The following is a 23,908-nucleotide window of genomic DNA, read 5'->3' as shown; positions in this document are numbered from 1 at the left end:
TCGACCCGTCCGAGGGAGCCGGGCACTCACCCGGCGGCCTCCGCCCGATGCGCAGCCAGTTGCAGCGCCAACCGGAGCGCCGCCTCCATGCTGGTGGGATCGGCCTTGCCTTGCCCTGCAATGTCGTAGGCCGTGCCATGATCCGGAGAGGTGCGGATGAAGGGCAGGCCCAGCGACCAATTCACACCGGTCTCGAACGCCACGGCCTTCAGGGGGGCCAGCCCCTGGTCATGGTACATGGCCACGACGGCGTCAAAGCGACCTTGTAAGGCGTGGTAGAACACAGTGTCCCCGCTCAAAGGTCCGACGACGTCCCAGCCCCGGGCGTGCGCCCGCGCGACGGCCGGCGCGATGATCCGCTGTTCCTCGTCGCCGAAGGCGCCGCCCTCGCCGCAGTGCGGGTTGAGCCCGCAGACGGCCACCCGGGCGCGCGGCAACCGGAGCATCCGACAGGCCTCGACCGCGCAGGCGATGGTGCGCAGGACCCGGGCCCCGGTCAGTCGTTGGGGAACCTCCTTCAATGCGATGTGCACGGTGGCCAGGGCCACCCGCAGCCAGCGCCCCCGGGCGTCCGGGCCCAACAACATCATCACCGGCTCCGGTTCCTGCGCCAGCGCGGCCAGAAATTCTGTCTGTCCCACGAACGGAATGCCGGCGCGTTGGATGGCCTCTTTGTTGACCGGGGCCGTGACGATCGCATCGAGTTCTCCGCGCAGACACGCCAAGCCGGCGGCTTCGAGCCAAGCCACGGCAGCCCGGGCAGCCTGCGCGTCTCCGGACGACAACCGGTCGGGCAACGGTTCCGACAGCGGGTTCAGCACACGAATCGCCGGCTCGGCGGGACTCCCGGCTCTGGCATGGACTCGATCCGTGGTGAGCCCGACATGCCGCGCCCAGGGAACCCAATGCCCCGGATCGCCGAAGACCACAAACTCCACCGGAGCGGGCAATTCGGAAGGATGCTGAAGGAGACGGGCCAACGCCTTGGCCGTGACCTCCGGCCCAATGCCGGTAACGTCGCCGAGAGTGATACCAATCCGCAAGGGCATGGGAGAAACCGGCGACTCCCGCCGGTCCCGCGCGAATCAGAAGTAACGCACGAAGGTCTTGGCGCGGAGCTTGTCCACGTACCGCTTTTGCAGCCGGGCCCGCTCCTCGACCACCAGCGTGCGCTCGATTTCCTCGCGCAATTCGCTCAGCGGCCGGATGCGTTCCGGCCGGGCCTCGTCCACCCAAAGCAGATAACAGGCCTCGGGCAGGTCTACCACCTCACTGCAGGTGCGCGGCGGCAGGGCGAACGCGACGTCGGCCAGCTCCTTCCGCAGAACGGAGCGCTCGACCCAGCCCCAGTCGCCGCCCTGGGCGCGTTGCGCCCCCTCGGAGTACACGGTCGCCATTTCCGCAAAATCGGCCCCCTCCAGAATGCGGGAGCGAATTTCCGCGGCCAGTTGGCGAACCCGGGCCGCATCCTCCGGGCTGCGCTTGTTGAGCACAATCATGCGCAGTTTCACCTCCGGCTCGGCACGAAACTTGTCCTGATTGGCCCGGTAATACTGCTCGATCTTGTGCGGCGAGATGATGACCTCGCGGGAAATGTTCCGGTTGCGCAGGATCTCGACGATGATTTGCTCGCGGACCTGCCGCCGGAACCGTTCGAGGGTCAACCCCTCGGCCTGAAGGGTTTTGACCATGCGGACGCGGTCGCCCCCGAATTGCTCGCGCAACCGTTCATTGACGGCCTCTTCCACGATGGCCTCGGGGAGCTGGTATCCGGACTGCTGCCAGTCCTGCAGAATGAGCTGGCGTTGCACCAGTTGCTCGACGTTCTCCTCGACCACCTGATTGAGCTTCTGGCGAAAGGTTTCCGGGTCGTTCCGGTACTGGCGCTGCAACAGGCCCAGCGCAGGAATGACGGATCGGTTCACCTCCTCCAGCGTGATGACCGAGTCGTGCACCACGGCACGAATGCCGTTGACCAGCTCTGCCCCGCCCGCGCTGATGGCCACCAGGCAGGCCGCCAACCACCCTCCCACCATTGCTCTGCTCTTCATCGCGCTGCGCCGGATGGTACGGTCAGGCCCCACCGGGTCAAGCACCGTGGGCTGCTTGCGACACGGGCGGCAGACTGGCAGATTGGCGGTCCATGCGACAGCGGTTGCGGATCTGGGCCGAGGCTTTGGAAACGTTCGTGCTCGAAGTCATCTTCGAGCAGCGCCACGACTGGCGCGCCCGGCTCACCCGCGGGTTCCTGCTGGCGTGCTCGAAATTGTTCGGTCTGGCCGTCAAACTGCGGCGCTTTCTTTACAATGTGCGCATTTTGCGGGACACGACCGTCGGAGTGCAGGTCATTGCCATCGGCAACCTGACCGTGGGGGGCACGGGCAAGACGCCGGTGGTGGAAAAGTTTGCCCGGGAACTGCGGGATGCCGGTCGGAACGTGGCCATCCTGTCGCGGGGGTACCGCGCCAAGCCGCGCCCGTTCCATGAATGGCTCCTGGACAAACTGCTGTTCCGCGAGGACACCACCCCGCCCCGGGTCGTGTCCGATGGCAGGTCGCTGTTGCTGGACAGCGAAATGGCCGGAGACGAGCCCTACATGCTGGCGTCCAATCTCCGCGACGTGGTGGTGTTGGTGGACAAGAACCGCGTCAAGGCCGGCCGGTACGCGGTGGAACGGTTCGGATGCGACACCCTCCTGTTGGATGACGGATTTCAGTACTGGGACCTGCAGGGTCGGCGCCACGACGTGGTGTTGGTGGACGGACAACAGCCCTTTGGCAACGGACATTTGTTGCCGCGCGGCACGCTGCGGGAGCCGCCCTCGCACCTCGCCCGGGCCAGCACCGTCTTCATCACCAAGAGCAACGGCAAAACCCAGGAACTGCGCCAGCTGATCCGGAAACTGAATCCGCGCGCCCCGATCATCGAATGCGTGCATCGTCCCCTCTACCTGGAGGACGTCTTCACCGGGCAACGGCTGGAACTCCCGTACCTGAAAGATCGTCCGATTGCCGCGCTGAGCGGCATTGCCCAACCGGAGAGTTTCGAGCAGAGCCTGGTAACGCTGGGTGCGCGCCTGGTGTACTCGAAGCGGTTTGCGGATCACCACCGATTCACCCTCCAGGAGGTGCTCAACGTGATCAACCGCGGCAAACGCCGCGGCGCCGAGGCCATTATCACCACGCAAAAAGATGCCGTCCGCTTTCCCAAGCTGGACCGCCGCGATCTGCCCATCTACTTCATGCGGGTGGAAATCGAGATCATCGACGGGGCGGAAAGCTTCCGCGACTGCGTCCGACGGATCTGCTTTCAATAATGGGCGAGGCGCTTTTGTACCTGGTGGCGCGCGCTCTGGTGGCAGGGCTGCAGGCGTTGCCCCTGGGACTGGTCGCCCGGTTGGGGCGGTGGGGTGGCGGCCTGGCCTGGTGGCTGGACGGGCGCCACCGCCGCGTGGCACTGCGGAATCTCCAACGGGTGTTCGGAGGGGAACTCTCGCCGCGGGCCATCCGTGCCCTGGCGCGCGAACATTTTCGCCGACTCGGCGAGAACTACTGCTGCGCCATCAAAACCGCGGCCATGTCCCCGGAGGCGCTGCGCCCGCACCTGCAATTCGTCGGGACCGAGATCCTTCGCGAGGGGCGCAGCGACCAACCGCCCCGCAGCCGCGTCATTGCCCTGGGCCACTTCGGAAATTTCGAACTCTACGCCCGGTTCGGCCAGTTCGCGCCCGAGTTCCAGTGTCTGACCACGTACCGGGCGTTGCGACAACCTTCGCTGAACCGGTTGCTGTTGCAGCTCCGGGAACGATCCGGCTGCCGCTTTTTCGAGCGGCGCAGCGATGCAGCCGCGTTGCGCGCCGCCATCCGGCCCACGGGGGTGCTGGTGGGCCTGCTGGCGGACCAGCGCACGGGTGGACGCGGCCTGGCCGTGCCCTTTTTCGGACATCCGTGTTCCACCTCGCCCGCCGTGGCGCTGTTTGCCCTGCGCTATCGTCTGCCGCTGCACGTGGCAATCTGCTACCGCACCGGACTCGCCCGGTGGAGCATCGAGCTGGGTCCGGAGATCCCGACCCGGCTCCATGGGCGACCCCGGCCCGTTCCAGACATCCTGCGCGATGTTCATGCCCAGTTCGAAGCGGCCATCCGTCGGGACCCGGCCAACTGGTTCTGGGTGCACGATCGGTGGAAACACCCCGGTCGTCCGAGCCCTGCCCGCGCCGTCGCGCCGGCGGGCGGGGTCTGAAGAAGGTCCTGGCCTGCTTCAGCTTTCCGGGGAGCCCTCCGGCCAGGGAAGCTGCGGGGGCGGCGGCATCGGACTTTGCGGGTCAGCGGCTTGTTCGGCAAACGCCCGCCACTGCTCCATGAGGCGCAGCACCGCGGGCAGGTGCAGTCCGCGCATGTCGTTGGGATAGGTCCGGAGGTATCCGGCCGCCAACCGCAGGAGGGCCGCCGCAGGGCCCGACCGCCCTTTCTGCAGATGAACAAACGCCCCTGCCAGTTGGATCAGGGCCTTGTAGAAATTGGCCTCGGTTGACCCGCGCCTCTCCAACCAAAGGTCCTCCAACACGTCATGGGCTTCGTAATACTGCTGCCGATTGAAGCAGTCGAAATACGCGAGGTACCGCGCGTCCCACGAGCGGCCGGCCCATGCCGAGGTCAGTTCCTTTATCGCGGGTTTTTTGGAGCTCACGAGAGAGCGGGCGTGCAGGGAAGGAACGGCCGCTGGTCAACCCCCGGGCCACAAGCTCCGGTCGGCCGTACGCGGGGGACCGTCTCGGGCACCGATCGCATGCACCTCAGGGCTCGCTGGTGATGCGGGACCAGTCCACGTTCTGCGCCAGGGCATAGAGCTGAAAGGCCTTCTCGTTTTGGATGAGGACCGCCCGGACCACCGCCGAATCGTCGGCCCGACCCAGGTTCAGAAAGCTGTCCGGGATGATCCCAACCCGTTTGTGGGCGTAGATCAGGGCAAAGGTCGCCTGTGCCAATGCATAATAGGGCAGGTCCTTGTAGGCGCCCTCGGCCACGTCTTCCACCACGTCGGCCAGAAACTCCAACTGGTCCACCAGATGAGGAAACTGCGGCTCCTGGATCTGGGTGAACTCCAGTTTCCATTGAGGCAGGTGCCGCAGCACCTTTTCGACCACCGCAGGGGTGATGGTGCTGGCTCCTCGATTGACGAAGGCAGCGATCTCGCCCATGCGCGCAGTCTAGGTCATTGCCGGCGGCTCTCAAGGCGAAAGGCTTCCCGCTGCCCTCTCGGCCGGGAGGTCTGCCGGGATTCGAGAGCACGCCGCCCCGCAGGCGGGTCCCGGAGGTCCAATTCGTGGTGGTCGGCGGCCGGGGCTGCCGAGGGCGCCATCCCGACGCCCCCGGCATCACATTTCTTTGCTGAGCCGCCACGGCGGTTCGACTACCCTGCCGGGCCATGGACGAGGGCATGCCCCTGGAGCGGATCGATCCCACCCACCTCCGATGTCGGCACCGTCGCTGGTTGGATTTTGGCGGCTGCGATTACCTTCGTCTGGCTCACTCCCCGGCGATCGAACGCGCCCTGTTGGCAGCGGTGAAGCGGCATGGCTGGAACGTGGCCGCCTCCCGTCTGACCACCGGCAATCATCCGATCTACGCCCGGGTGGAACGCAAGTTGGCCCGGTTCTTCGGCGCAGAAGCCGCGTTGCTGTTGCCCACCGGCTACGTCGCACCTCTGGCTGTGGCCCAGGCGCTGGCCGGTCGCTTTACCCATGCGCTGGTGGACGAGGAGGCACACGTGTGTTTGCAGGATGCGGCCCTCTTTTTGGGTTGCCCGGTCTGGCCGTTCCGCCACCGCGACCCCCATTCCCTGGCCCGTCTGGTGCGGCGCGCCGGGCCACAAGCCCGGGTGATCGTGCTCACGGACGGGCTGTTCGGCTGGAACGGCGCCGTGGCCCCCCTGGGCGAGTACAGGCGGGTCCTGCCGCCCACCGCCTGGATGCTGGTGGATGATGCCCACGCCGTGGGCGTCCTGGGCCGACGGGGCCGCGGCAGTCTGGAACATGCCGGACTTTCCCGGACGCGGGTGGTGCAAACGTTCACCCTGAGCAAGGCGTTTGGGTTGTACGGGGGCGTGGTGTTGTGCTCCCGACAAATCCGACGGTGGATCGTGACCCGGGCCAACTGTTTTGGCGGCGGCACGCCGCTGCCCCCGCCCTTTGCCGCTGCGCTGGAAACCGCCCTGCGGGAACTCAAGCGAGTGCTGTCGGCTCGACGCCGCGTGCTGGAGGAAACCGTGCGGTTACGAGACGTGCTCCGCCGGGCCGGCTGGGAGGTGCTGGAAACGCCCGCGCCGGTAATTGCCCTCTTCCCCCGCACCGCCCGGGAAGGGCGCCGCCTCCGCGAATCGCTGGAACAGGCGGGCATTCACCCCACTTGGACGCAGTACCCTGGTCGGCCGGCTGGCGGCTACCTCCGGCTGGTGGTGGCTCCGTCGCACACGCCCGCAGATCTGGACCGGTTGCGATCGGCGCTGCTCCGGGTTCGACCGTCGCCTTCGCGGGCGTCGCACCGGGAAGGCACGCAAAAGGCAGGCCGCTGAAGACGCCGAGCGAAGCCCGACGCGCTTCGGACACCTAGGGCCGGTGGACGGGGATAGTTCAATGTGTCGGATCGGCCGCGCGCCCGTCCAGACAGTCTCGAACCGCCCGGGCCAACGTCATCGGACCGAACGGCTTGGGCAGGATGCGGTCCCCGGGGCGCAAATGCTTCTCGTAGGTGGCCACTTCGCCGGGGTATCCACTCATCAGCAGTGCCTTCAGACCGGGACGCTCCCGACGCAGCCGCTCCACCAGTTCGGCCCCGGTGAGGCCGCCGGGCATGATCATGTCCGAGAGAACCAGATCCACCTTGTTCCCGAGACTCTCCCACAAGACCAGGGCTGCCCGGGCATCCGTGGCCTCCAAGACCGTGTAACCACGCGCCTGCAGGACGGTCCGGGCCATCGCGCGTACCTTGTCTTCGTCCTCGACCAGCAGAATGGTCTCGTGCCCTCCCGGCACCGGGGCCGAAGAAACAGCTCCGGCGTTCGGGTTTGCAGTCGCGTGCGCGCGGGGAAGGTAGATGAGAAAGGCAGTGCCCATCCCCTCTTGGGATTCCACCTCGATCCAACCCTCATGCTGTTGCACGATGCCGTGAACCGTGGCCAGGCCCAGGCCCGTCCCTTTGCCCACTTCCTTGGTCGTGAAGAACGGCTCGAAGATCTTGGGCAACAGATGAGCGGGGATGCCACAGCCGGTATCGCGCACGGTAAGACGCACAAACTCTCCCTCCCGCCGGTCGGGATTGCCGGTCAGGTCCGAGGTCCCGAGCGCAACGGTCTGGACCACGATCTCCAGCAGCCCGCCCTTGGGCATGGCATCGCGGGCGTTGACCGCCAGATTCATCAGCACCTGTTCCAGCATGCCCGGATCCGCCCGCAGCGGCGCGCCGCCGGGTTGCAGGCGCAACTGCAGGGTGATGTCCTCCCCAATGATGCGCTGCAGCATCTTCCCGAGGCCGCTCACGACGTCGTTCAGGTCCAGGAAACGAAGTTGCGGTTTTTGCCGGCGGCTAAAGGCCAGCAACTGCCGGGTCAAATTGGAGGCGCGTTCGGCCGCTTGGGCGATCTGATGCACGGCTTCTTGGACCTCGGCTGGAAGGCCGTCCTCCTCCTGCAGCAATGCGACATTCATCATGATCACGGTGAGAATGTTGTTGAAATCATGGGCAACGCCACCGGCCAACCGCCCCAGGGCCTCCAGCTTTTGCGCCTGACGCAATTGATCTTCCAGTTCGATCTGTTGGGTGACTTCTCCCACGTAGCAATGCACCAGCTCGTGGGAAGCAATGGGATAAAAAGACCAGGACAAGATGCGGCGGCCGTGCCGGGTCTCCAACCGCAAGCGAGGTTTGTTTTCGGCCAGGCATTCGGCGACGATTTGCGGCAGGTCGGCCGGGAACAGGTTCTCGATGCCGGGCACCCCAAGACTCTGAGCCAGGCGGGAAGCCGCGGGATTCGCGTAGGTGAGCCGGGCGGAGCGGTCGAAGGCGAGCACCGGATTGGGATTGAGTTCGGGAAAACTCGCCAGCCATTCGGCGCGAGCCTCGGCCTTCTTCAAAGGGGTGATGTCCACCGCGGAACCGTCGTAGTAGAGCGTGCGGCCTTCGGCGTCTCGTACGGCCACGGCGCTTTCGAGGACGTGCACGGGCGAGCCATCCCGACGCCGCCACGCCGTCTCGAAGGCATACACTCGGCCGTCTCGCTCGATGCATTCCAGGAAGGCCCGGCGTGAATAGCCCGGTGCATACCCTTGCTCGTTGAGGTCCACGGCCGCCAGCTCTTCGGGGCGTTCGTAGCCCAGGAGCCGCAACAGCGCCGGATTGGCCAGGACGATGCGGCCTTCGGGCGTGGATCGGTACAGCGCCACGGCGGCATTGTCGAAAATCCCCCGAAACCGCGCCTCGCTTTCCTCCAACGCGTCGGCGAGCAGCTCACGTTCGGCCTCTTGCTCCAGCAACACCATGCCCCGGGCCAGGTCGGAAGCCAGCTCGAGAAAGATCGCTTGCACCTCCGCATCGAGTTCCACCTGGCCCGTCGGCAGGGCAACCATCAGGACCCCCCGGACCGCCTGGCGCCATTCCAGTCGCACATGCCACGTATCAAACCGCGGACAAATGTCCCGCAAAGAGCAGGTCTCGCAGAGCTCGCCCGCTTTGGTCACGTGAACTTCGGGTGACACCAGCGCCCGTTGAAAACAAGCAGGCCACGGTCCCTCTTCGAGATGTTTCCGGTGGGACTCCCGCAAACCCAGTCCTGCGGCATACACCTTGCCCGCCGGCTCGCCACCGGGTCGTGTCATCGCCGCCACCGCCCAGGCAAAACCACCCGCTTCCCGCACTCCCTTGATGGCTTGCTCCAGCCACGCCTCTGCGTTCCTGGTTTCGACCAGGGCCTGATTGATGGCGGTGGTAAATCGGAGCATCCGCTCCAGTATCTCCTTGCGCCGCTGATTGCGGCGCTCCACGGTCAGGTCGCGCACTTCCACCCAGGCAGCCGGTCGCCCCTGGAACCGGAGCAGTTGCGACCGAATCTCCACTTCGTGAATCTCCCCGTTCTTGAGGCGGTGCCGCCAGCCGCCAGAGAACTGAAATCGGGGTCGGGGTTTGCGCAGATCCTCCGCCAGCCCGGGCCAATCTTCCTCGGGCCGAATGTCGAAAAGGGACATCTGCAGGAATTCGTCGCGGCTGTACCCGTAGTGCCGCACGGCGGCCGGATTGACCTCGAGAAATCGACAGGTCTGGACATCGTAAACCCACATCGGATCCGGATGCTCGGCCATGTAGGTGACCAGCTCCTGATCCTCCGAAGACAGCAAGACATTCCCCGTGTTCATCCCATTGCTCCTCCGGTCGAGGACCGCCCTCGTGGCGCCGCGTGTCTGAAGCAGGCCAATCCTCGCGAGGCTACGGGAGCCGACGCCAGCCGGTCAAGCCTGCCAACCCAACCCATGGACAAGACGGTTCGGTGCGGAAATCATTGGCGGTCTGACTCCCGCGGATCGCCCGGCGGAGCAGGCCGCTCGCATCGCAAAAAGGCAGGGCGTCTGTGGGCCCACTGGCAGGTCATACAAAGCGCTTTTCCTGGAAAAAGCATCCCGCCCGAATCGACCCCTTGCGCAGGCGCGGTTCGCCCGCCGGGCACTGTTTGAACCTCCCGCCGGGCCCGGGAGCCTGTTTCCGCACGGGGCCGATGCTTCCGACCTCGCGCTTCAAGGGGGCAACCGGCAGGACAAGCAAGTGGCCTTGCCATTCAGCCTCCACGCCGGGCAGGCAGGGCGGAACCCCACCTGCAACCGCACAACGGGCGTGTGTTCTCCCGTGGAAGCCGTGTCGCAGGTTTCTCCACCATGCAGGAGTCCGAGTGCACATCGGTGAACGGGCCTCCCATAAGGCCCGGGGCCGGCCCTCTTGACTGGAGCCCCGGGGTTCTCTGCCACGGCGGGTTCCCCTTGCCTTGTCAATCCCCGGCCCGGCCCGCTACCGTCGCGGCCACGTGAAACCGGACGGTCAAGCGCCCGGCGTCCGCGAGCCGGATCCCGTGCCGCTGTGTGTGGATCTGGATGGCACGGTCATCCGGTCGGACCTGTTGTGGGAGGGCTTGGTGCGCTTCTGGCGCCAGCATCCCTTCCATCTCCTGCGCACCGCCCTCTGGTGGAGTCGCGGACGCGCGCGTCTCAAGGCGGAAGTGGCGCGGCGAGTGAAAGTTCCGGTGGCCGCCCTGCCCCTGGTGACGGAGTTTGTGGAGCACTTGCGCCGCGAGCACGCAAACGGCCGGACTCTCTATCTGGTGACCGCTTCAGATCGACAGGCGGCGCAGCCGGTGGCCGAACGCCTGGGACTCTTTGCCGGCGTGCTGGCCAGCGACGGTCACGTCAACCTGCGCAGCAGGGCCAAGGGCGCCTACCTCGTGCAACGCTTCGGCGAACGCGGATTCGATTATGCCGGGAACTCGCTGGCCGACGTGGCCGTGTGGCGGCACGCCCGGCGTGCGCTGGTGGTGAACGCCCCTGGGTGGTTGATCCGCCGCGCGTTTTCCGTGGCGGAGCCCGGCGGCACGTTCGCCTGCCCGCCGCGGCGGGGGGCGGCCCTGGTGCGCGCGATTCGGCCCCGGGCCTGGTGGAAGAGTCTTCTGGTGTTCGCACCGCTACTGGTCGGCTCGGACCACGCTGTCACGGCCGGCTGGGGAAACGCGCTGATGACGGCACTCGGATTCAACATGTGCGCAGCGGCCGGCTATTTGTGGGACGATCTGATGGACCTGGATGCGGATCGAGCCGATCCCGTCCACAAATCCCAAGCGGTGGCCTCCGGGCGCTTGCCATTGTCGTGGGCGGCTGCACTGGTGCCGACCCTGGCCGCCGTCGGACTTCTGGGGGCCGCCATGGGAGGTCTCGGGGTCGTCGCCCTGGCGGGCCTGTATCTTGGCCTTGCGTGGGCGTGGGCGTGGCGCCCCCGACCGGGGGCAGGGTGGCGGCCCTGGGTCCGGGCGGTGTTTTTATGGCTGCGGCTGGGGGCGGGGCACGCTGCAACAGGAACCCCGATCACGGGGACAGTGGCGGCAGGGGAACTGGTTCTCTGCCTGGCCCTGGGTTGGGCCCTTGAAGCTCCCTGGCGTCGGAAAAGCACACCCACGCGCGGGGCTGGCGAATGATCCGGCTCGCAGCAGAAGGCGGGGACCTCTTGGAACCGACCGGCCGGGGCGAGCACTTTGGCCACAGGGCCCCTGCGCAGCGGCGGGTTTGAAAACCGCGCACCCGAGCATGGCCCGTGGCAAGTGAGGCAACGTGCCTCACATCGCCGGCTGCGAATTCTCAGGCCCAGTAACCGGGATCCACATGCGGGAACAGGTTGTCGCGCTGTTCCAGTTGGGTCAGCCACAACTCGTCCACGCGCGCGTGCGTGAGCTGGTCGTACAGGGCGTGAAACCGCAGGAGATGATCCCTGATGCGCTGGCGCGCGTAGCCGGGGCTGGTCCCGGTGCGCAGGATGAACGGCCAGTCGCTGGCCTGCGCCAGTAACAGTTCGCGCGCGGCCTGCTGGAGAGCGCGGCGGGTCAGGCCGCGGCTCCGGCCGTGCCGACGCACCAGTTGGGACATTCGTTCCTGGGCCACGCGCAGGTGCGGTAGAATCCATGCATTGGTCTCGTTCACCCAGACCTGCCAGTACCCGGCTTCGCCCCAACTCGAAGGCATGGGGGTGGCCACCTGGTGGGTGGTGTACCGGCTGAGGTAATCCCAGGGCGTGATCATGCTCAGCGTGCGTTGCTGTGCCAGCTGTCGCACCAGCGCATCGAGGAATTCCGGTCCCTCGTACCACCAGTGTCCGAAGAGCTCCGCATCGTACGGGGCCACCAGAACGGGCGGGTGCTGAGTCAGGCCTTCGAGGCGGCGCACCTGTTCGAGGCGGGCCTGCAGGAAATGAGCGGCATGCTCGCCGGCCCGACGCACGGCCAGGGCGCGGTCGTACCGGCGTTTGTCCGAGCCGGCCCCGGTGATGCTGTAATACTTGATGCCGGTAAAGCCGCGCTGATCGGGCGATGGCAGGTAGGGTCGGACGTAGTCCAGGTCCAGATCGAACCCGATGTCGCGATAGAAGTCCCGGTACACCGGATCTCCGGGATAGCCCTCCTCCTTGCTCCAGACCTGTCGGGACGCGTCGGGATCGCGGCCGAACACGGCAATGCCGTCCGGTGTGTAGATCGGGGCGAACACCCCGTATCGCGGGGCAGGCTGGGCCCCCAGCAGCCCGTGCGTGTCCACGATGAACCACCGGAAGTCACCCTCCAACAGGGCGGCGTCCACGCCCTCGCCGTAAGCGCACTCCGGCAGCCAAAACCCCCGGGCACTGCGCCCGAAGACGCGCTGGTGATGGTCGCGGGCGATCAGCACCTGCGCCCGAACGGACGGCGGGTGCTGGAGCAACGGCAATACCGCGTGCGTGGCCGCGCAGGTGATGATTTCCAGCTGGCCGGTCTCCTGGTACTGGGCGAAAGCCCGCACCAGATCCCGTTGGACCCCCTGGTAGAGCTCCCGCAGCCCCAGGAAGCGCTGGTGATAAAAGCGCGCCAGTTCATGCAGCTCGCGGTCCCACCACGTCCGCTGAAGTTCCTTTTCCGCCAGTTCGATCAACCCCTCCAGATGCCGGCTGTAACGCGTCTGCAACAGGGAATCCTGCCACATGCTCACCAGGGTGGGCGACAGGGAAAGGGTCAGCCGGACCGGCAGGTTCTCCTGACGCCAATTCTCGAGCAGCTGCAACAGCGGCAGGTAGCATTCCGTGGTGGCTTCGAACAGCCAGGTCTCCTCCAGGAACTTTTCGTGTTCCGGGTGCCGCACAAACGGCAGGTGTGCGTGCAGTACGATGGCCAGATACCCTTGCATGGAACCTCAAAAAGGGCGTGCACCGGTCCCGGACCGGTTTCCTTCCGCGACGCCCCGGGGCGCCGCGCGCTGCAGATGTTGCTTACTCATCCCAGTGTCGGGTCCAACGACGGGCCCAGCGGCCGCTGCCAAACAGCAGGACGAGCCCGAGCAGGATTCCCCCTGCGGCCAGCAGCCAGCCCTTGAAACCTCCCTCCCCGTGGCCCATTCGTTGGCGGGCATATTCCAACAAAAGTCGCAGCCCGGCCAGCGCGATGATTCCGAGCGCCACAAGACGCAACACCAGGGCCAGGGCTCGTGCGTACGGATTCACGGACCGCAAGAAGGCGCAAGGCCCGCGGACACGGCCCGATCACGAGCCGGCCCGCGGCGGGGGGGTGAGGTTCGGATCCGCCGGGGCCTGGGTGACGCTCCCTTGATAAGTCGTGTGCCGGTGAAATCGCAGGACCGCCCGGCGCGACTCGGACCCCTCCGCATTCACAGCGACGGCCTCCAATTCGAAGTGCCCGTCCGGCAACACAAACCGACAACTAAACGAGCCGTCCGGCCGCAAAGTCACCGGCTGGCCGTGCAAGGTCACTTTGGCGTCCGGTTCCGTGGCCCCATAGATGATCAGCTCGGCATGGATGTTGAACCAAAAGCCCCGCGGCGCGACCGCACCCCCCGGCCCGCCCAACGGACTGGACACGGCTCGTGGTTGCTGTTCCGGGCCGAAGGCGCCCGGCCCGGGCGAGGTGGGCCAGCTTTCCAGGGCCCGTCGAACCAGCTCTGTCACCTCCAGGGACCCCACCCAAACGCGGCGCAAGGCATCCAGCCGCACCCACGGACGAATGGCCTCCTCCTGCTGCGCCGACCAGGCCGGGGCCGGCGCACCCAGAGCAACCGGCAATTCGGGTTGGCCTTCCCGCCGGGCCTCCGCCAGCGCGGCAGCCACCGCCGGCTCCCGGGCCGCCAACGTCTCCACCACGCGCTGCAACTGCGACAACGGCACCTCCGGCGGAACGCTCATGAACTGTACGGGCCCGGTCGCCTCGAAGACCTCCGGAGGCGTCAACGTGGGCTGGCTGCATCCCAGGGTCATCCACGCGCGATCCTGTTTGCGGTAGTAGCCCAGTTCGGCAATGTACCGCGCGCCGCCCCGCTCCACGCGGGCAAACCAATGCCGAGATTCCGGGTGGACGGGGATTTCGATGTGCGGCGCGGTTCCCATGGTTCCGAGATGAATCCGCAAGGTCAAATGGCCCTCCCGGGCCCGTTGGTTGTAGTAGCGCAACTGGGCCCGCGTGAAGTCCCAGTACACGTACAGCCAGTGCGGGTCACAAGCGGTCAGGAAGATCTGCTTGGTGCCATACGCCTCCGGCAGCTCGGCCTCCTCCGGGCCCGCGGCTTCGGCCGGTGGTTGCGGCCCCAGCGCGTAGCGCTGACCCGGCCCGCTGGGCACGGGAACCGAAGGACGATCGCCCTCCAGCAGGATCGGCGGAATGACCGGCGCCCCGGTCGCAGCCGTCGCCTCGGACGGCGGAGCCTGTTCCAATCCGGCGGCCTTTCGGGCAACCCGCTTGCGCGCCGCTTTCACCGCCGCTCGTACCCGCTTCGGTTTGGCCGTGGCCTCCGGGGGAGTCGCCTCCGCAGAAGCAACTCCACGAGACGCTTTCGCCTTCTTGGCGGGAACGGCTTCCTGCTTCCGCTCGGCCGCAGAAGCCGACGCTTTCCCGGCCACCCGTTTGGTTGCTTTCTTTTTCGGTTTCATGCCCCGTCTTCAACGCGCGGATCCGCCTCCGGTGCTGTCGATGCGACTCTAAGCCAGAAAAGAGGCTCTCCGCAACGGCATTCCCGGAGCGACATGGCCGCGCGGTGCTTTTCTGGGTTTTGGCCTCTCCCGGGACGCCCGGGGGAGTTTCAGGCCTCCTCGGCCGGGGAAAGCCGAAAGAAAACCGCGTTTCTCAGGCCCCTTGCAGTCCGGGCTCCAATACGGAAATGCGCTCCTTGCCGCGTCCGTGGGCGGGTTTCGCGGCGGTGCCGAGCTTAAAATCCCCCTCAGGCAGGATCGCGCCCCAGTTGTTCCAAAATGGCCGCGATGGTGCCGGGGGCATTGCCCTCGAATCGGTTGTTCACGTAAAGCCACAACGGCCGCGGACGCCCGGTCTGCCGCGCCTGTTGAATCAACCGCACCACGGCCGTGCGGGTCTCCGGTTGCGGATCCTGTAAACGGTCATAGGGAGCAAAACGTTTCACCGCGTCTTCGTACCGCCGGCCCGGCCGCAACAACAATCGCACGCCCACCGCACCGGCAAGCGCGGCCGGTCCGGCCCGGGCGATTTGCTCGCTCACCGGAGGCATCGCTTCCCAACTGTTGAACACGGGCGCGACGCCGTGACGGGTGAGAACCTCGAAATACTCCGGCTCCAGGAAACTGCGATTGCGGATCTCCACACCGAACGGCCAGTCCCGCGGCAGCGCGGAGAAAAACCGGTCCAACGCCTCCACAAAATCGCGCCCCCGCGCAAAATCGGCCGACGAGAACCGGGAGAACTCGAAAATCACCAGACCCACCTGGTCACGAATCGCCGCCAACGGCCCCAGAAACGCCTCCTGAAACAGCGTCGCATTCAGAAAGTCCGGGTTCGACTGCCCGGCCCGCATACCAAACCGGTCCAGGTTGGGAAAACGTTTGACCGTGATGGTGTCGGTCACCTTGAAGGCGAACCGGAATCGTGGTGGCACCTGCGCGGCCATGGCCCGGAGCGACGCTGCGCTGGGAAAGGTGTAATAGGCCGCGTCCACGCACACCGTCGGAAACACCTCGGCATATTCCGCCAGGCAGTAGCGCTGAAACCGGCTCTCGGCAAACCGCCCCCGCCAGATGTAGCGGTCCCGGCAATAGACCTGGTCCAGCCACCCGGGATATTTCCAGGAGGAAGTGCCGATGTAGATCCCCGCGCCGGCCAGAGACCCCAGCTGCTCACGCACGCGATCCCGGTCAAAGGTCATGTGCTCGTGGTGGGGCCTTCGGCCGCTGCACCGGGCTCCACCGGCCGCGCGGGCAACTGCAGCTTCTGCCGCAGCCGCGCCGCGATCCAGCGCAAGTCCGCTTCATTGAACCCGACCAAGACGCCCCGCCGGGTGCCGGTGCGCAAGTGGAACTGCAGCTCCGGCAGCTTGCGGTTGTTGACCTCAACCTGACTGTCGCCCACCCCCACCGCCAGCAGTTCGTCCCGACGCCACTGCCGGGGTCGCGCCCGCCACAGGCCGGTGCTCTCTATACGCAAGCCGAGGTTGTCCACTTCGAAGATCACCTGACGAAGGGCCATGTGGATACTGGCCACAATGAACCCGGCGCCGACACCCGCAAAACCGAGCAATACCGCCACCGCTCCGTAATCCGACCGATTCCAGCCTTTGCGCCCGCGATCCAACAGAAACATGGTGGCGATAAAGGCGACGAAGAGGAGCCAGATGAGGCCGAAGGCCAAAAACACCGCCGGACCTCCACGCAAGCCCAGGGGCCCCGCCCTCAGACGCAATAACCCGCCTTCCTCCTGCACGTGCACCCATTGAGAAGGCGGGCCTCCAGCCAGAAGCAGGGCATCTGCGGTCTCGGTTGCCGACACGTCCCCCTCGATCCAAATGGGCGCCGGACCCGCGGGCAGGCCCAGCCACGGGCCCAGCTCCCGCGCCAGGGTTGCCATCCACTCTTTCGGATAGCCCGCCGCGACGGCCCTGGCCGGCCCCCGGGCGTACAGCGCATGCAGAGAGAACACCGTCCTCGCCGGATCGGCCCCTCCGCGAGTCCACCCCGAAGGCAGGGCGCGCACCTCCAAACCCATGACCGAAGAAGACGGCAGACCCCGGGACCACCGGAAACCACCCCAAACGTCCCACGCACGAAGTCGGCCCTCCCGACATTCCACCTCCACATGCCCCCACCGCCATACCCCGCCCAGGACCACGAGGGCACATTCCGGCAGCAAGCTGACCAACAACCCGAGTTTCGCCGCCGGCGAGAACGCCCGCGAGCCCGACGGAGCCAGCAGGCCGCCCAAAACCGCCAACGTCACGAAGGCAAAGGCGACACCCGCAAGGATGAAGACGGCTCCCGCCGTGCGGTAAGGTCCACCCGGCCGCGGCGGCAGAATGAACCGCATCCCGCCTTCGACCGGTTCGCTCCGCAACTGGAACCACGGCTCCCCGTTCATCGTTACCCCATTTGCAATCCCCGAACCGTCCCGTTTGTCAACAAACTCGGTCGCACAACGGCCGCGTCGAGTCCGGGCAACCGCGCTCCCCTTCCCTCACAGCAGGAGAACTTCATGCGGTCCGGAGCGCATGACCCTACAACCGCTGTTTGGGCGCCATCTGGCGCAGCAAACGATCGTTCATTTCCTTGGCCGGGTTGTGCCCCGCCTGAATCAACTTGATATGGAACGCGGCCACCTCGATAAGCCGCGCCAAATCACGCCCGGGCCGCACCGGCAAGGTGATGTGGGGAATCCGCTGCCCCAGTATCTCCACAAACTCCTGTTCCATCCCCAGTCGATCCACGTTCGAAACCTCCTCCCACGGCTTGAGAGTCACCACCAGGTCGAGCTCCTTGCTGTGCCGGACACTGCGCACGCCGAACATGGCCGCCACATCGATGATCCCGATCCCGCGCACCTCCATGTACCCGCGCGTGAGCTCCGGACTGGTCCCAACGACGTGATGTCCGTCCACCAGCGTAAAGCGGGTGGCGTCATCGGAGACCAAACTGTAACCGCGCTCGATCAGGGCCAGCACGCTTTCGCTCTTGCCGATGCCGCTTTCGCCGCGAATGAGCACCCCGACCCCCAGAATGTCCACCATGCTGCCCATTTCCGTGCAGCGGGGCGCAAACAGACCCTCCAGCGCCAGCGTGGCGCGGTTGATGAACTGCATGGTGATCAACGGACACTGGAACACCGGCACGTCCCGCTCCTCCGCCATCGCCAGGAACCGTGCATCCGGCCGCAAATTGCGACTGTAGACCACGCACGGAATGGGCTTGCTCAACAGCAGCTCGTATCGCCGCGCCCGTTCGGCCGGGTCCAACGACCGCAAATAAAACGATTCGGCATTCCCGATGACCTGCACCCGTTTCCACGCGAAGTACCGCGTGAACCCGGTCAGGACCAGCCCGGGTCGGTTGATGGTGGGCTCCAGGATGGCTCGTTTCAGTCCGGCCGCGCCGGCCACCAGGCGCAGCCCCAGCTCCCCGGAAAACTCGGTGTAAAACCGTTCCACCGTGACAGGTTCGGTTTTTGCAGCAGCCATACAGCGGCACCCTGGATGACCAGAGGCGGCCCGACCCTCCACCGGGTCAAGCCCCGCCTTGTCTCACAGGTTAAACTCCGGGCCGAGGTAAATCTCACGAGCCCGCGGATCCTCCAGCATCTGGACCCCCACGCCCTCGTAAACCACCTCTCCACGGTGGATCAGATAGGCCCGATCCACCAGCTTCAAGGTCTCCCGCACGTTGTGGTCGGTGATCAGAATCCCCAAACCCTGCTCCCGGAGGCGACGCAGGATTTTTTGGACCTCATAGACGGCAATGGGATCGATGCCGCTGAAGGGCTCGTCCAACAACAACAACCTGGGACTGGTCACCAGCGCGCGGGTGATTTCGAGGCGCCGTTTCTCGCCGCCGCTGAGCTGGTAGGCCCGCTGTTTCGCCAGGCGCGTCAGATCCAGCTCCTCCAACAAATATTGAAGGCGCAGCCGGCGTTCGGCCCGACTCAGACCGCAGATTTCCAAGATCGCCAGAATGTTCTGTTCCACCGTCAGCTTGCGGAACACGGACGGCTCCTGGGTCAGATAACCGATGCCCGCCCGCGCCCGCCGATGCATCGGCAGCCGCGTAATGTCCCGTCCGCAAAAAAACACCCGACCGCGGTCGGGTCGTATCAACCCCACCACCATGTTGAAGGTGGTGGTTTTGCCCGCCCCGTTGGGGCCGAGCAGGCCGACGATTTCGCCGGCGGCCACCCGGAGGGACACGCCGGCCACCACCTGACGCCGACGATACACCTTCACCAATCGATCGGTCGCCAACAGCTCCGGTGCGCTTCCCAGCGCCGCGGGGGTGGACTCCGCCTTCTGCAATTGGGGCAGGCTCTGCGTTTGGCTCACGGCAGCGCCACACTAGCAGGCCGGGCTCCGCGACGCCAGTGCACTCACCGCGGCCAGGGAACCCCCGGCAACGCGTTGGTCAAGGGGCCGTCGGCCGACTCGACCCGCGCCCGCACGGTGCCGACAGTGGAGATGACTCCCGTCAAACGGTGGTACTCGATCGCCTCGGCGGTAAACCGGCTGCCGTCCTCCCGTTCGATCACCGGCTGGCCCGTCAGCCGCAACTGTTCCGTCTGCGCCAAGTAAACGGCCTGCTCACAAGTGGCCGTCACGCGCGGTTGGCCCGGGCTGTGCAGGGTGATGACCACCTGTTCCTCGGCAGTAAGGTCCGGGCCGCTCCCCTCTTCTTGGAGCCGTTCCACCGTCAAACGCCCACACGTGAGCGTCACCTGGGGGTCTTCCACCAGAACCCCGCCAGTGAATTGCAGCCGCTCCGGCGACCATGCGTAAGCGGCACATTGCACGTGCACCACGGAGGCCTCATCCGTGGATTCGGATCGGAGCGGAACCGCACCGTCTTCCCCGGCCCGGCCCGGCGGAGGTCCCGCCAGACCCAACAATGCCCCGGTGGCCGGTCGGGGCCAGAGCACCCGGGCTCGACCCTCGACGCCAAAGGTCTGGCGGGTCGCATCCATCCACAAGCGGTCCCCCGAGCCTGAGCGCGGGCCATCCTGCCAGGTGGCCGGCCCGGTCACTTCCACCCAACCTCGCGCAGCCTCGTACGTGACACGCCGTCCGGTCAAACGCAGCGGGCCGTCTTGGAAGTTCACCGCACCCCGAGCATCCATGGCGGCCAACTGACCTTCCGCCGACGCGGTCACCTCCAGTTCCGCGCATTCAAGCCGGGCCGGCGCCCCCTGCGGCCGCATCTCCTGAACCACCACGGCCCCTTCAAAATGCGCGCCCTCGGGCGTCAATCGATAGCGCGCACACTGAACCTCCAGCCGGGTCGGACTGGTAGCCGCGCCCGTGCTGAGAAGCGCGGGTCGGGGAAGAACGCCCCCGGCCGCACGCGCGAGCGTCAGCCGGGCATTGCCCCGCGCTTCCAGAACATTCGCGCCGAGCGTCACCTCCATTTCATCGGCCGCACCCGTGCCGTCCTCTCGCTCCCATTGCGCGCCGCCTTCCAGATGGACCTGCTGCTGAACCGGGTGCAGCGTGGCGCTTGCCGCGCGCGCTTTCCACCCCTCCGCCTCCAACTCTACAGACCCTTGGGCCCGCACCTGGCGAATCTGGCCCTCCGGCCCACCGGCCACGTCGAAATACAATCGCTCGCATCGCAACACCAGATTGGATCCGGCGACCCGCACCCGCCCCCGGAACTCCGCCTGGCCGCGCTGACCGTCATAAAAAAACTGGTCCGCTCCGATTTGAACCTGTTCCAGTGCCGCCGTCTCGCCCCCGCCCGTCGCAGCGGCCGCCGTGCCCGGTCGCGGCAGCCAGCCGCCCCGCAACCCCGTCTTGACCCGGTTGGACACCACCAACCACGTGTTGCTCTGCCGCCACAGGAAACCCACCCCCTCGAGTCGCAAACGACCCGATTGCAGTTCCAGTTCCAACGGACCCGCCGATTGCGCTTCCTGGGTGCCGGTATGGAACCGGCAGCCCTCGGCCCGGACCCTCAGCTCGCTTTGTCCCTGCGGACTGAAACGCTCCAGGGTCACCTGGCGCACCTGGACCCAGGCACCCTCCCCCGGCGTGGCTTCGGCAGCCTGCAAACGAAATCGAAGCTGTTTCTCCCGGGGTGGCGGGTAGTAGTCCGGCCAAACGAAATCCTTCAGCACCACGCCGGGAAGCACCAGCGGTTCGGCAGCCGGGGCGAGCCCGCACGCCCACAGGCTCAACAACCCCGCACAGGCCGCCCGGGTCAGCCTTCTCCCGTGGGCTGGATGCCAAAGCTTCATGGAATCCAAAAGATGACTGGCAGCCCCTTTCCAGGCCCCTGCGCACGGAACAGCGCCTCGGCGGTGTCGGCCCCACGGCGCGGCTGCCGTGGCGGACTTGCGACGCGATGAGCCACCCGCCGGTGCCACCGGCATATCATCCGCCCCGGCCACGGCCCGACGTTCGCACCTCGGCACGTTCAAATCGAACCTCTCCATGCCTGCATGGCCGGGCTGCCTCCGGCCCGACGCCGCCCGGCGCAGGGTCACCTCCCCAGCTTCCAACTTGGATGCCCGGGCTTCCAGCAAGATCTACCGGAGGGTTGCATGACGGATCTCTCAACCCGTCCCTGGCGAAAGCCGGGCCCGGAGATCAGGAGCGGACCGCCTCGAACAGGGCCGTCCACTGCCGCAACAGCCGGGGCATCTCCGCCAGTGGAATCATGTTGGGCCCGTCGCTCAGGGCGCGATCGGGATCCGGATGCGTTTCCACGAACAACCCGTCCGCACCGGCCGCGACCGCCGCGCGCGCCAGTACCGGAGCAAACTCCCGCTGGCCGCCAGAGGCCACACCACCGGCCCCGGGCAGTTGCACCGAGTGCGTGGCATCGAACACCACGGGCAACCCCAGCCGCTGCAGGATTGGAATGCTGCGCATGTCCGCCACCAGGTTTTGATAACCGAAACAACTGCCGCGTTCTGTCAACAAGAGCCGTTCCCCGCCGGCTTTGCGGGCCTTGGCCACCACCTGTTCCATCTCCATCGGGGACAAAAACTGCCCCTTTTTCAGGTTCACAATGCGCCCGCTGGCCGCCGCGGTTTGGACCAGGTCGGTCTGCCGACATAGAAATGCCGGAATCTGGAGGATGTCCACCACCTCGGCCGCCGCACCCACTTGCAGTTCGTTGTGAACATCCGTCAGCACGGGCACGTCCACGTGCCGGCGCACCCGATCCAGGATGGCCAGCCCGGCTTTGAGACCGGGCCCCCGAAACGAATCCGCGCTCGTCCGGTTGGCCTTGTCGAAACTCGCCTTGAACACGTAGGGGATGCCGAGCTGCCGGCAGGTCCGCCGCAACGTGCGGGCGACCTCCAGACAAAGCTCTTCACTCTCGATCACACACGGACCGGCGATGAGGAACAATCGGCGCCGGTTCGACAAACTCTTCCACAATTGCGTCTGCGTCATGATGGCTTGGCGTTGTAGCAGGCCCGACGCCCCCTGTAAACACAAGCCGAACGCCCCACCGGGGTGGGACACATTTCAGTCTTTGAGCCCCGGATTCGAAAATCCCGAGAAGAGGTTCTTTCCCCTCGGCCCTCGCGTGCCCAAGACGCTCGAAATTTCGCCGGGCTTCCGGGAATGTCCGAGAAACTGAAGTGCGCCGGACACCGCATCTGGCACATCGGAACCCCGGCGTGCGTCAAGACTGCAGGGACGACGATCCTCGAGCAGCCCATCCAGCAATTCTGGTTCCGGGACCGCGAATTCAGCGAAAGGAGTTTCGACCCCAGCGTCTTTGCCAAGAACGACGACCGAGTGCTCTCGGCCGAGGTGGCCAACCAGGTCTTTGCTCGGGTCTGTCGCGTCAGGAGGGCTGGACCGCGACGAACCCTCCCCTGCCGACGGGGTGCTCCTCCCATTCCCGGCCCGCCTTGAGAGCTTCGTGTGCAAAGACGGCGCGGACCGCGCGGAGTTGCAAGCTGCCGGGGACGAAGACCCGGGCGATTCGACGATCCATTTTCGCGGGGAACCGCGCCGCAACGGCACGCATCCGAGCCGGACCGATCCAGAGACCGTGCTTTCTCGGAACGCCAAAAGCCAAGAGGCCACACTGTGCTTCGGCGCTCCCATGCGGATGGAGAGCCGCAACAGCCCGTGCGCCGACTTCGTGATCCATGACCTCATTAACCGAACCGGAGCCGGGGGGGCCCTACGGCAGCGGCAGACCCGTGCAGCCTTGCGTGCCGCCGTGGGGTCAAGACAGTGGCGCCGGACAACGCCCCGCCCCGGACGGATTCTGTGCTTGAAAGTCCGCCGCGGCGCATTGCGGTGCACGCGGCCTGGAAGCAGAGCTTGCAGGTGCCGGGGTTGGACGGGCGCACGACGAACCGGCCGGGCGACCGGCTCCGTCAGGGCATTCGGAAGCGCGTAGAGGACTTTGGAGGAATTCAGACGGTCAATGGCTTGCGCCGGATTCGCCACCCGGGTTGGGACCGGACGCTGGCGCGGATTGCTTAGGGCTGGCAGCCTGCCATCTGCTGCAGATGGTATGCTTGAGTTTGAGGAGCGCATAGCAGCATGCCCCGAGGCCGCGGGGCGCAGCCGCGGCGGCGGCAAAGCCCTGCCAGCCGCCAGCCGTCAGGGCCGTGCACAGGGCCAGAATCCGTCGAAGGCCACGGGCCTCCAGAGCGCTAAGCACCCGACTTTATTGTCCGCAGACACCGCCCGTGCCACAAATGGCGCTGCTCCCGAAAGCCTGCCACCTCTCCCGGCTGGAGTCTCTTACCCAAGGAGCGGGCAGAGCCGGCGGTTGCCAGGGCAGGATGCGGCCCAAGCTCTGGCCCTGGACGTCCCGCACTCCGCGGCGAAGACGGAGCATCCCGGGCCGTACGGCAAGCGCCAGTGGCCAACCCGCATCGCCCGGCCTGAGCGGCGCAACGTTCCTTCACACTTCATGGCGCGGCAGCCGCTTCGGATTGAGGTCACATGGGCGGAATAGGGATGCAGAACTCCCCACACAGTCCCACCAATGTGCCAAAGGCCAGCAACGACACCAGCCTGGCCCGCCCCAGCCCGCCACAACTTCGGAAGATACAGAACGGTAGTAGCCGCCTCCAACGTCTGGATTCTGAGCCGTTCCCTACGAATACCCACGCCGCCGGCAGGAAACAGGTAAGCACGGCGACGATCGAGAGGACCGCCACC

General features: G+C 66.3%; 19 protein-coding genes. 5 read left to right on the top strand and 14 right to left on the bottom strand.

Annotation, left to right across the window (positions count from 1 at the left end; genetic code table 11):
- Positions 1-26 precede the first annotated feature (26 nt).
- Both pdxA and ACPDIT_RS12065 read right to left on the bottom strand, forming a co-directional pair.
- Positions 27-1,049: a 4-hydroxythreonine-4-phosphate dehydrogenase PdxA gene (pdxA, locus tag ACPDIT_RS12070; RefSeq protein ID WP_423443804.1), complete on the bottom strand. Its 1,023-nt coding sequence runs from the start codon at positions 1,047-1,049 to the stop codon at positions 27-29.
- A 36-nt stretch (positions 1,050-1,085) separates the two neighbouring features.
- Positions 1,086-2,051 (bottom strand): peptidyl-prolyl cis-trans isomerase, encoded by a 966-nt coding sequence (locus tag ACPDIT_RS12065; RefSeq protein ID WP_423443803.1) that lies wholly within the window; start codon positions 2,049-2,051, stop codon positions 1,086-1,088.
- A gap of 92 nt (positions 2,052-2,143) precedes the next feature.
- Here ACPDIT_RS12065 and lpxK point away from each other — a divergent pair, with 92 nt between their 5' ends.
- Both lpxK and ACPDIT_RS12055 read left to right on the top strand, forming a co-directional pair.
- Positions 2,144-3,316 (top strand): tetraacyldisaccharide 4'-kinase, encoded by a 1,173-nt coding sequence (lpxK, locus tag ACPDIT_RS12060; RefSeq protein WP_423443801.1) that lies wholly within the window; start codon positions 2,144-2,146, stop codon positions 3,314-3,316.
- Entirely contained in the window at positions 3,316-4,242 is a 927-nt protein-coding gene (locus tag ACPDIT_RS12055) for a lysophospholipid acyltransferase family protein (RefSeq protein ID WP_423443799.1), read from the top strand. Before lpxK ends, ACPDIT_RS12055 begins: the two co-directional genes overlap by 1 nt.
- 18 nt (positions 4,243-4,260) lie before the next feature.
- Here the strand turns inward: ACPDIT_RS12055 and ACPDIT_RS12050 are convergent, their stop codons facing one another.
- Together ACPDIT_RS12050 and ACPDIT_RS12045 are read right to left on the bottom strand one after the other, a co-directional pair.
- On the bottom strand, positions 4,261-4,689 hold the full coding sequence (locus tag ACPDIT_RS12050; RefSeq protein ID WP_423443797.1) for a DUF309 domain-containing protein: 429 nt from the start codon (positions 4,687-4,689) through the stop codon (positions 4,261-4,263).
- Between the two features lie 106 nt (positions 4,690-4,795).
- Entirely contained in the window at positions 4,796-5,200 is a 405-nt protein-coding gene (locus ACPDIT_RS12045; RefSeq protein WP_423443795.1) for a hypothetical protein, read from the bottom strand.
- A gap of 227 nt (positions 5,201-5,427) precedes the next feature.
- Here ACPDIT_RS12045 and ACPDIT_RS12040 point away from each other — a divergent pair, with 227 nt between their 5' ends.
- Positions 5,428-6,573 (top strand): aminotransferase class I/II-fold pyridoxal phosphate-dependent enzyme, encoded by a 1,146-nt coding sequence (locus ACPDIT_RS12040; protein ID WP_423443793.1) that lies wholly within the window; start codon positions 5,428-5,430, stop codon positions 6,571-6,573.
- 58 nt (positions 6,574-6,631) lie between these two features.
- Here ACPDIT_RS12040 and ACPDIT_RS12035 read toward each other — a convergent pair whose 3' ends face one another.
- Positions 6,632-9,406 carry a PAS domain S-box protein gene (locus tag ACPDIT_RS12035; protein WP_423443791.1) on the bottom strand — a complete coding sequence of 925 codons (2,775 nt, stop codon included), beginning with the start codon at positions 9,404-9,406 and terminating at the stop codon, positions 6,632-6,634.
- Positions 9,407-10,065: 659 nt separating this feature from the next.
- On the opposite strand from ACPDIT_RS12035, the gene ACPDIT_RS12030 reads away from it, so the two are divergent.
- Positions 10,066-11,223 (top strand): haloacid dehalogenase-like hydrolase, encoded by a 1,158-nt coding sequence (locus ACPDIT_RS12030; RefSeq protein ID WP_423443789.1) that lies wholly within the window; start codon positions 10,066-10,068, stop codon positions 11,221-11,223.
- A gap of 160 nt (positions 11,224-11,383) precedes the next feature.
- Here the strand turns inward: ACPDIT_RS12030 and ACPDIT_RS12025 are convergent, their stop codons facing one another.
- The 9 genes from ACPDIT_RS12025 to kdsA all read right to left on the bottom strand — a co-directional run bounded on the left by ACPDIT_RS12025 (position 11,384) and on the right by kdsA (position 22,168).
- Entirely contained in the window at positions 11,384-12,952 is a 1,569-nt protein-coding gene (locus tag ACPDIT_RS12025; RefSeq protein WP_423443787.1) for a glycoside hydrolase family 57 protein, read from the bottom strand.
- An 82-nt stretch (positions 12,953-13,034) separates the two neighbouring features.
- Positions 13,035-13,265 carry a hypothetical protein gene (locus ACPDIT_RS12020; RefSeq protein ID WP_423443785.1) on the bottom strand — a complete coding sequence of 77 codons (231 nt, stop codon included), beginning with the start codon at positions 13,263-13,265 and terminating at the stop codon, positions 13,035-13,037.
- 39 nt (positions 13,266-13,304) lie between these two features.
- Positions 13,305-14,702 carry a DUF4912 domain-containing protein gene (locus ACPDIT_RS12015; protein WP_423443783.1) on the bottom strand — a complete coding sequence of 466 codons (1,398 nt, stop codon included), beginning with the start codon at positions 14,700-14,702 and terminating at the stop codon, positions 13,305-13,307.
- Positions 14,703-14,989: 287 nt separating this feature from the next.
- The gene (locus tag ACPDIT_RS12010; protein ID WP_423443781.1) at positions 14,990-15,943 is read right to left on the bottom strand and encodes a DUF72 domain-containing protein; all 954 of its coding nucleotides are present in this window, start codon (positions 15,941-15,943) and stop codon (positions 14,990-14,992) included.
- Positions 15,940-17,148 carry a hypothetical protein gene (locus ACPDIT_RS12005; RefSeq protein ID WP_423443779.1) on the bottom strand — a complete coding sequence of 403 codons (1,209 nt, stop codon included), beginning with the start codon at positions 17,146-17,148 and terminating at the stop codon, positions 15,940-15,942. Before ACPDIT_RS12005 ends, ACPDIT_RS12010 begins: the two co-directional genes overlap by 4 nt.
- Before the next feature lie 136 nt (positions 17,149-17,284).
- Positions 17,285-18,241 carry an HPr(Ser) kinase/phosphatase gene (gene hprK / locus ACPDIT_RS12000; protein WP_423443777.1) on the bottom strand — a complete coding sequence of 319 codons (957 nt, stop codon included), beginning with the start codon at positions 18,239-18,241 and terminating at the stop codon, positions 17,285-17,287.
- A gap of 63 nt (positions 18,242-18,304) precedes the next feature.
- The gene (gene lptB, locus ACPDIT_RS11995) at positions 18,305-19,069 is read right to left on the bottom strand and encodes an LPS export ABC transporter ATP-binding protein (protein ID WP_423443832.1); all 765 of its coding nucleotides are present in this window, start codon (positions 19,067-19,069) and stop codon (positions 18,305-18,307) included.
- A 71-nt stretch (positions 19,070-19,140) separates the two neighbouring features.
- The gene (locus ACPDIT_RS11990) at positions 19,141-21,000 is read right to left on the bottom strand and encodes an LptA/OstA family protein (RefSeq protein ID WP_423443775.1); all 1,860 of its coding nucleotides are present in this window, start codon (positions 20,998-21,000) and stop codon (positions 19,141-19,143) included.
- 352 nt (positions 21,001-21,352) lie between these two features.
- Entirely contained in the window at positions 21,353-22,168 is an 816-nt protein-coding gene (gene kdsA, locus ACPDIT_RS11985; protein WP_423443774.1) for a 3-deoxy-8-phosphooctulonate synthase, read from the bottom strand.
- Positions 22,169-23,002: 834 nt separating this feature from the next.
- On the opposite strand from kdsA, the gene ACPDIT_RS11980 reads away from it, so the two are divergent.
- Positions 23,003-23,221 carry a hypothetical protein gene (locus ACPDIT_RS11980; RefSeq protein ID WP_423443772.1) on the top strand — a complete coding sequence of 73 codons (219 nt, stop codon included), beginning with the start codon at positions 23,003-23,005 and terminating at the stop codon, positions 23,219-23,221.
- Positions 23,222-23,908: the final 687 nt, after the last annotated feature.

This window comes from Limisphaera sp. VF-2, from assembly GCF_049537125.1.
GTDB lineage: Bacteria > Verrucomicrobiota > Verrucomicrobiia > Limisphaerales > Limisphaeraceae > Limisphaera.
This window is presented reverse-complemented; position numbering and strand designations above follow the sequence as displayed.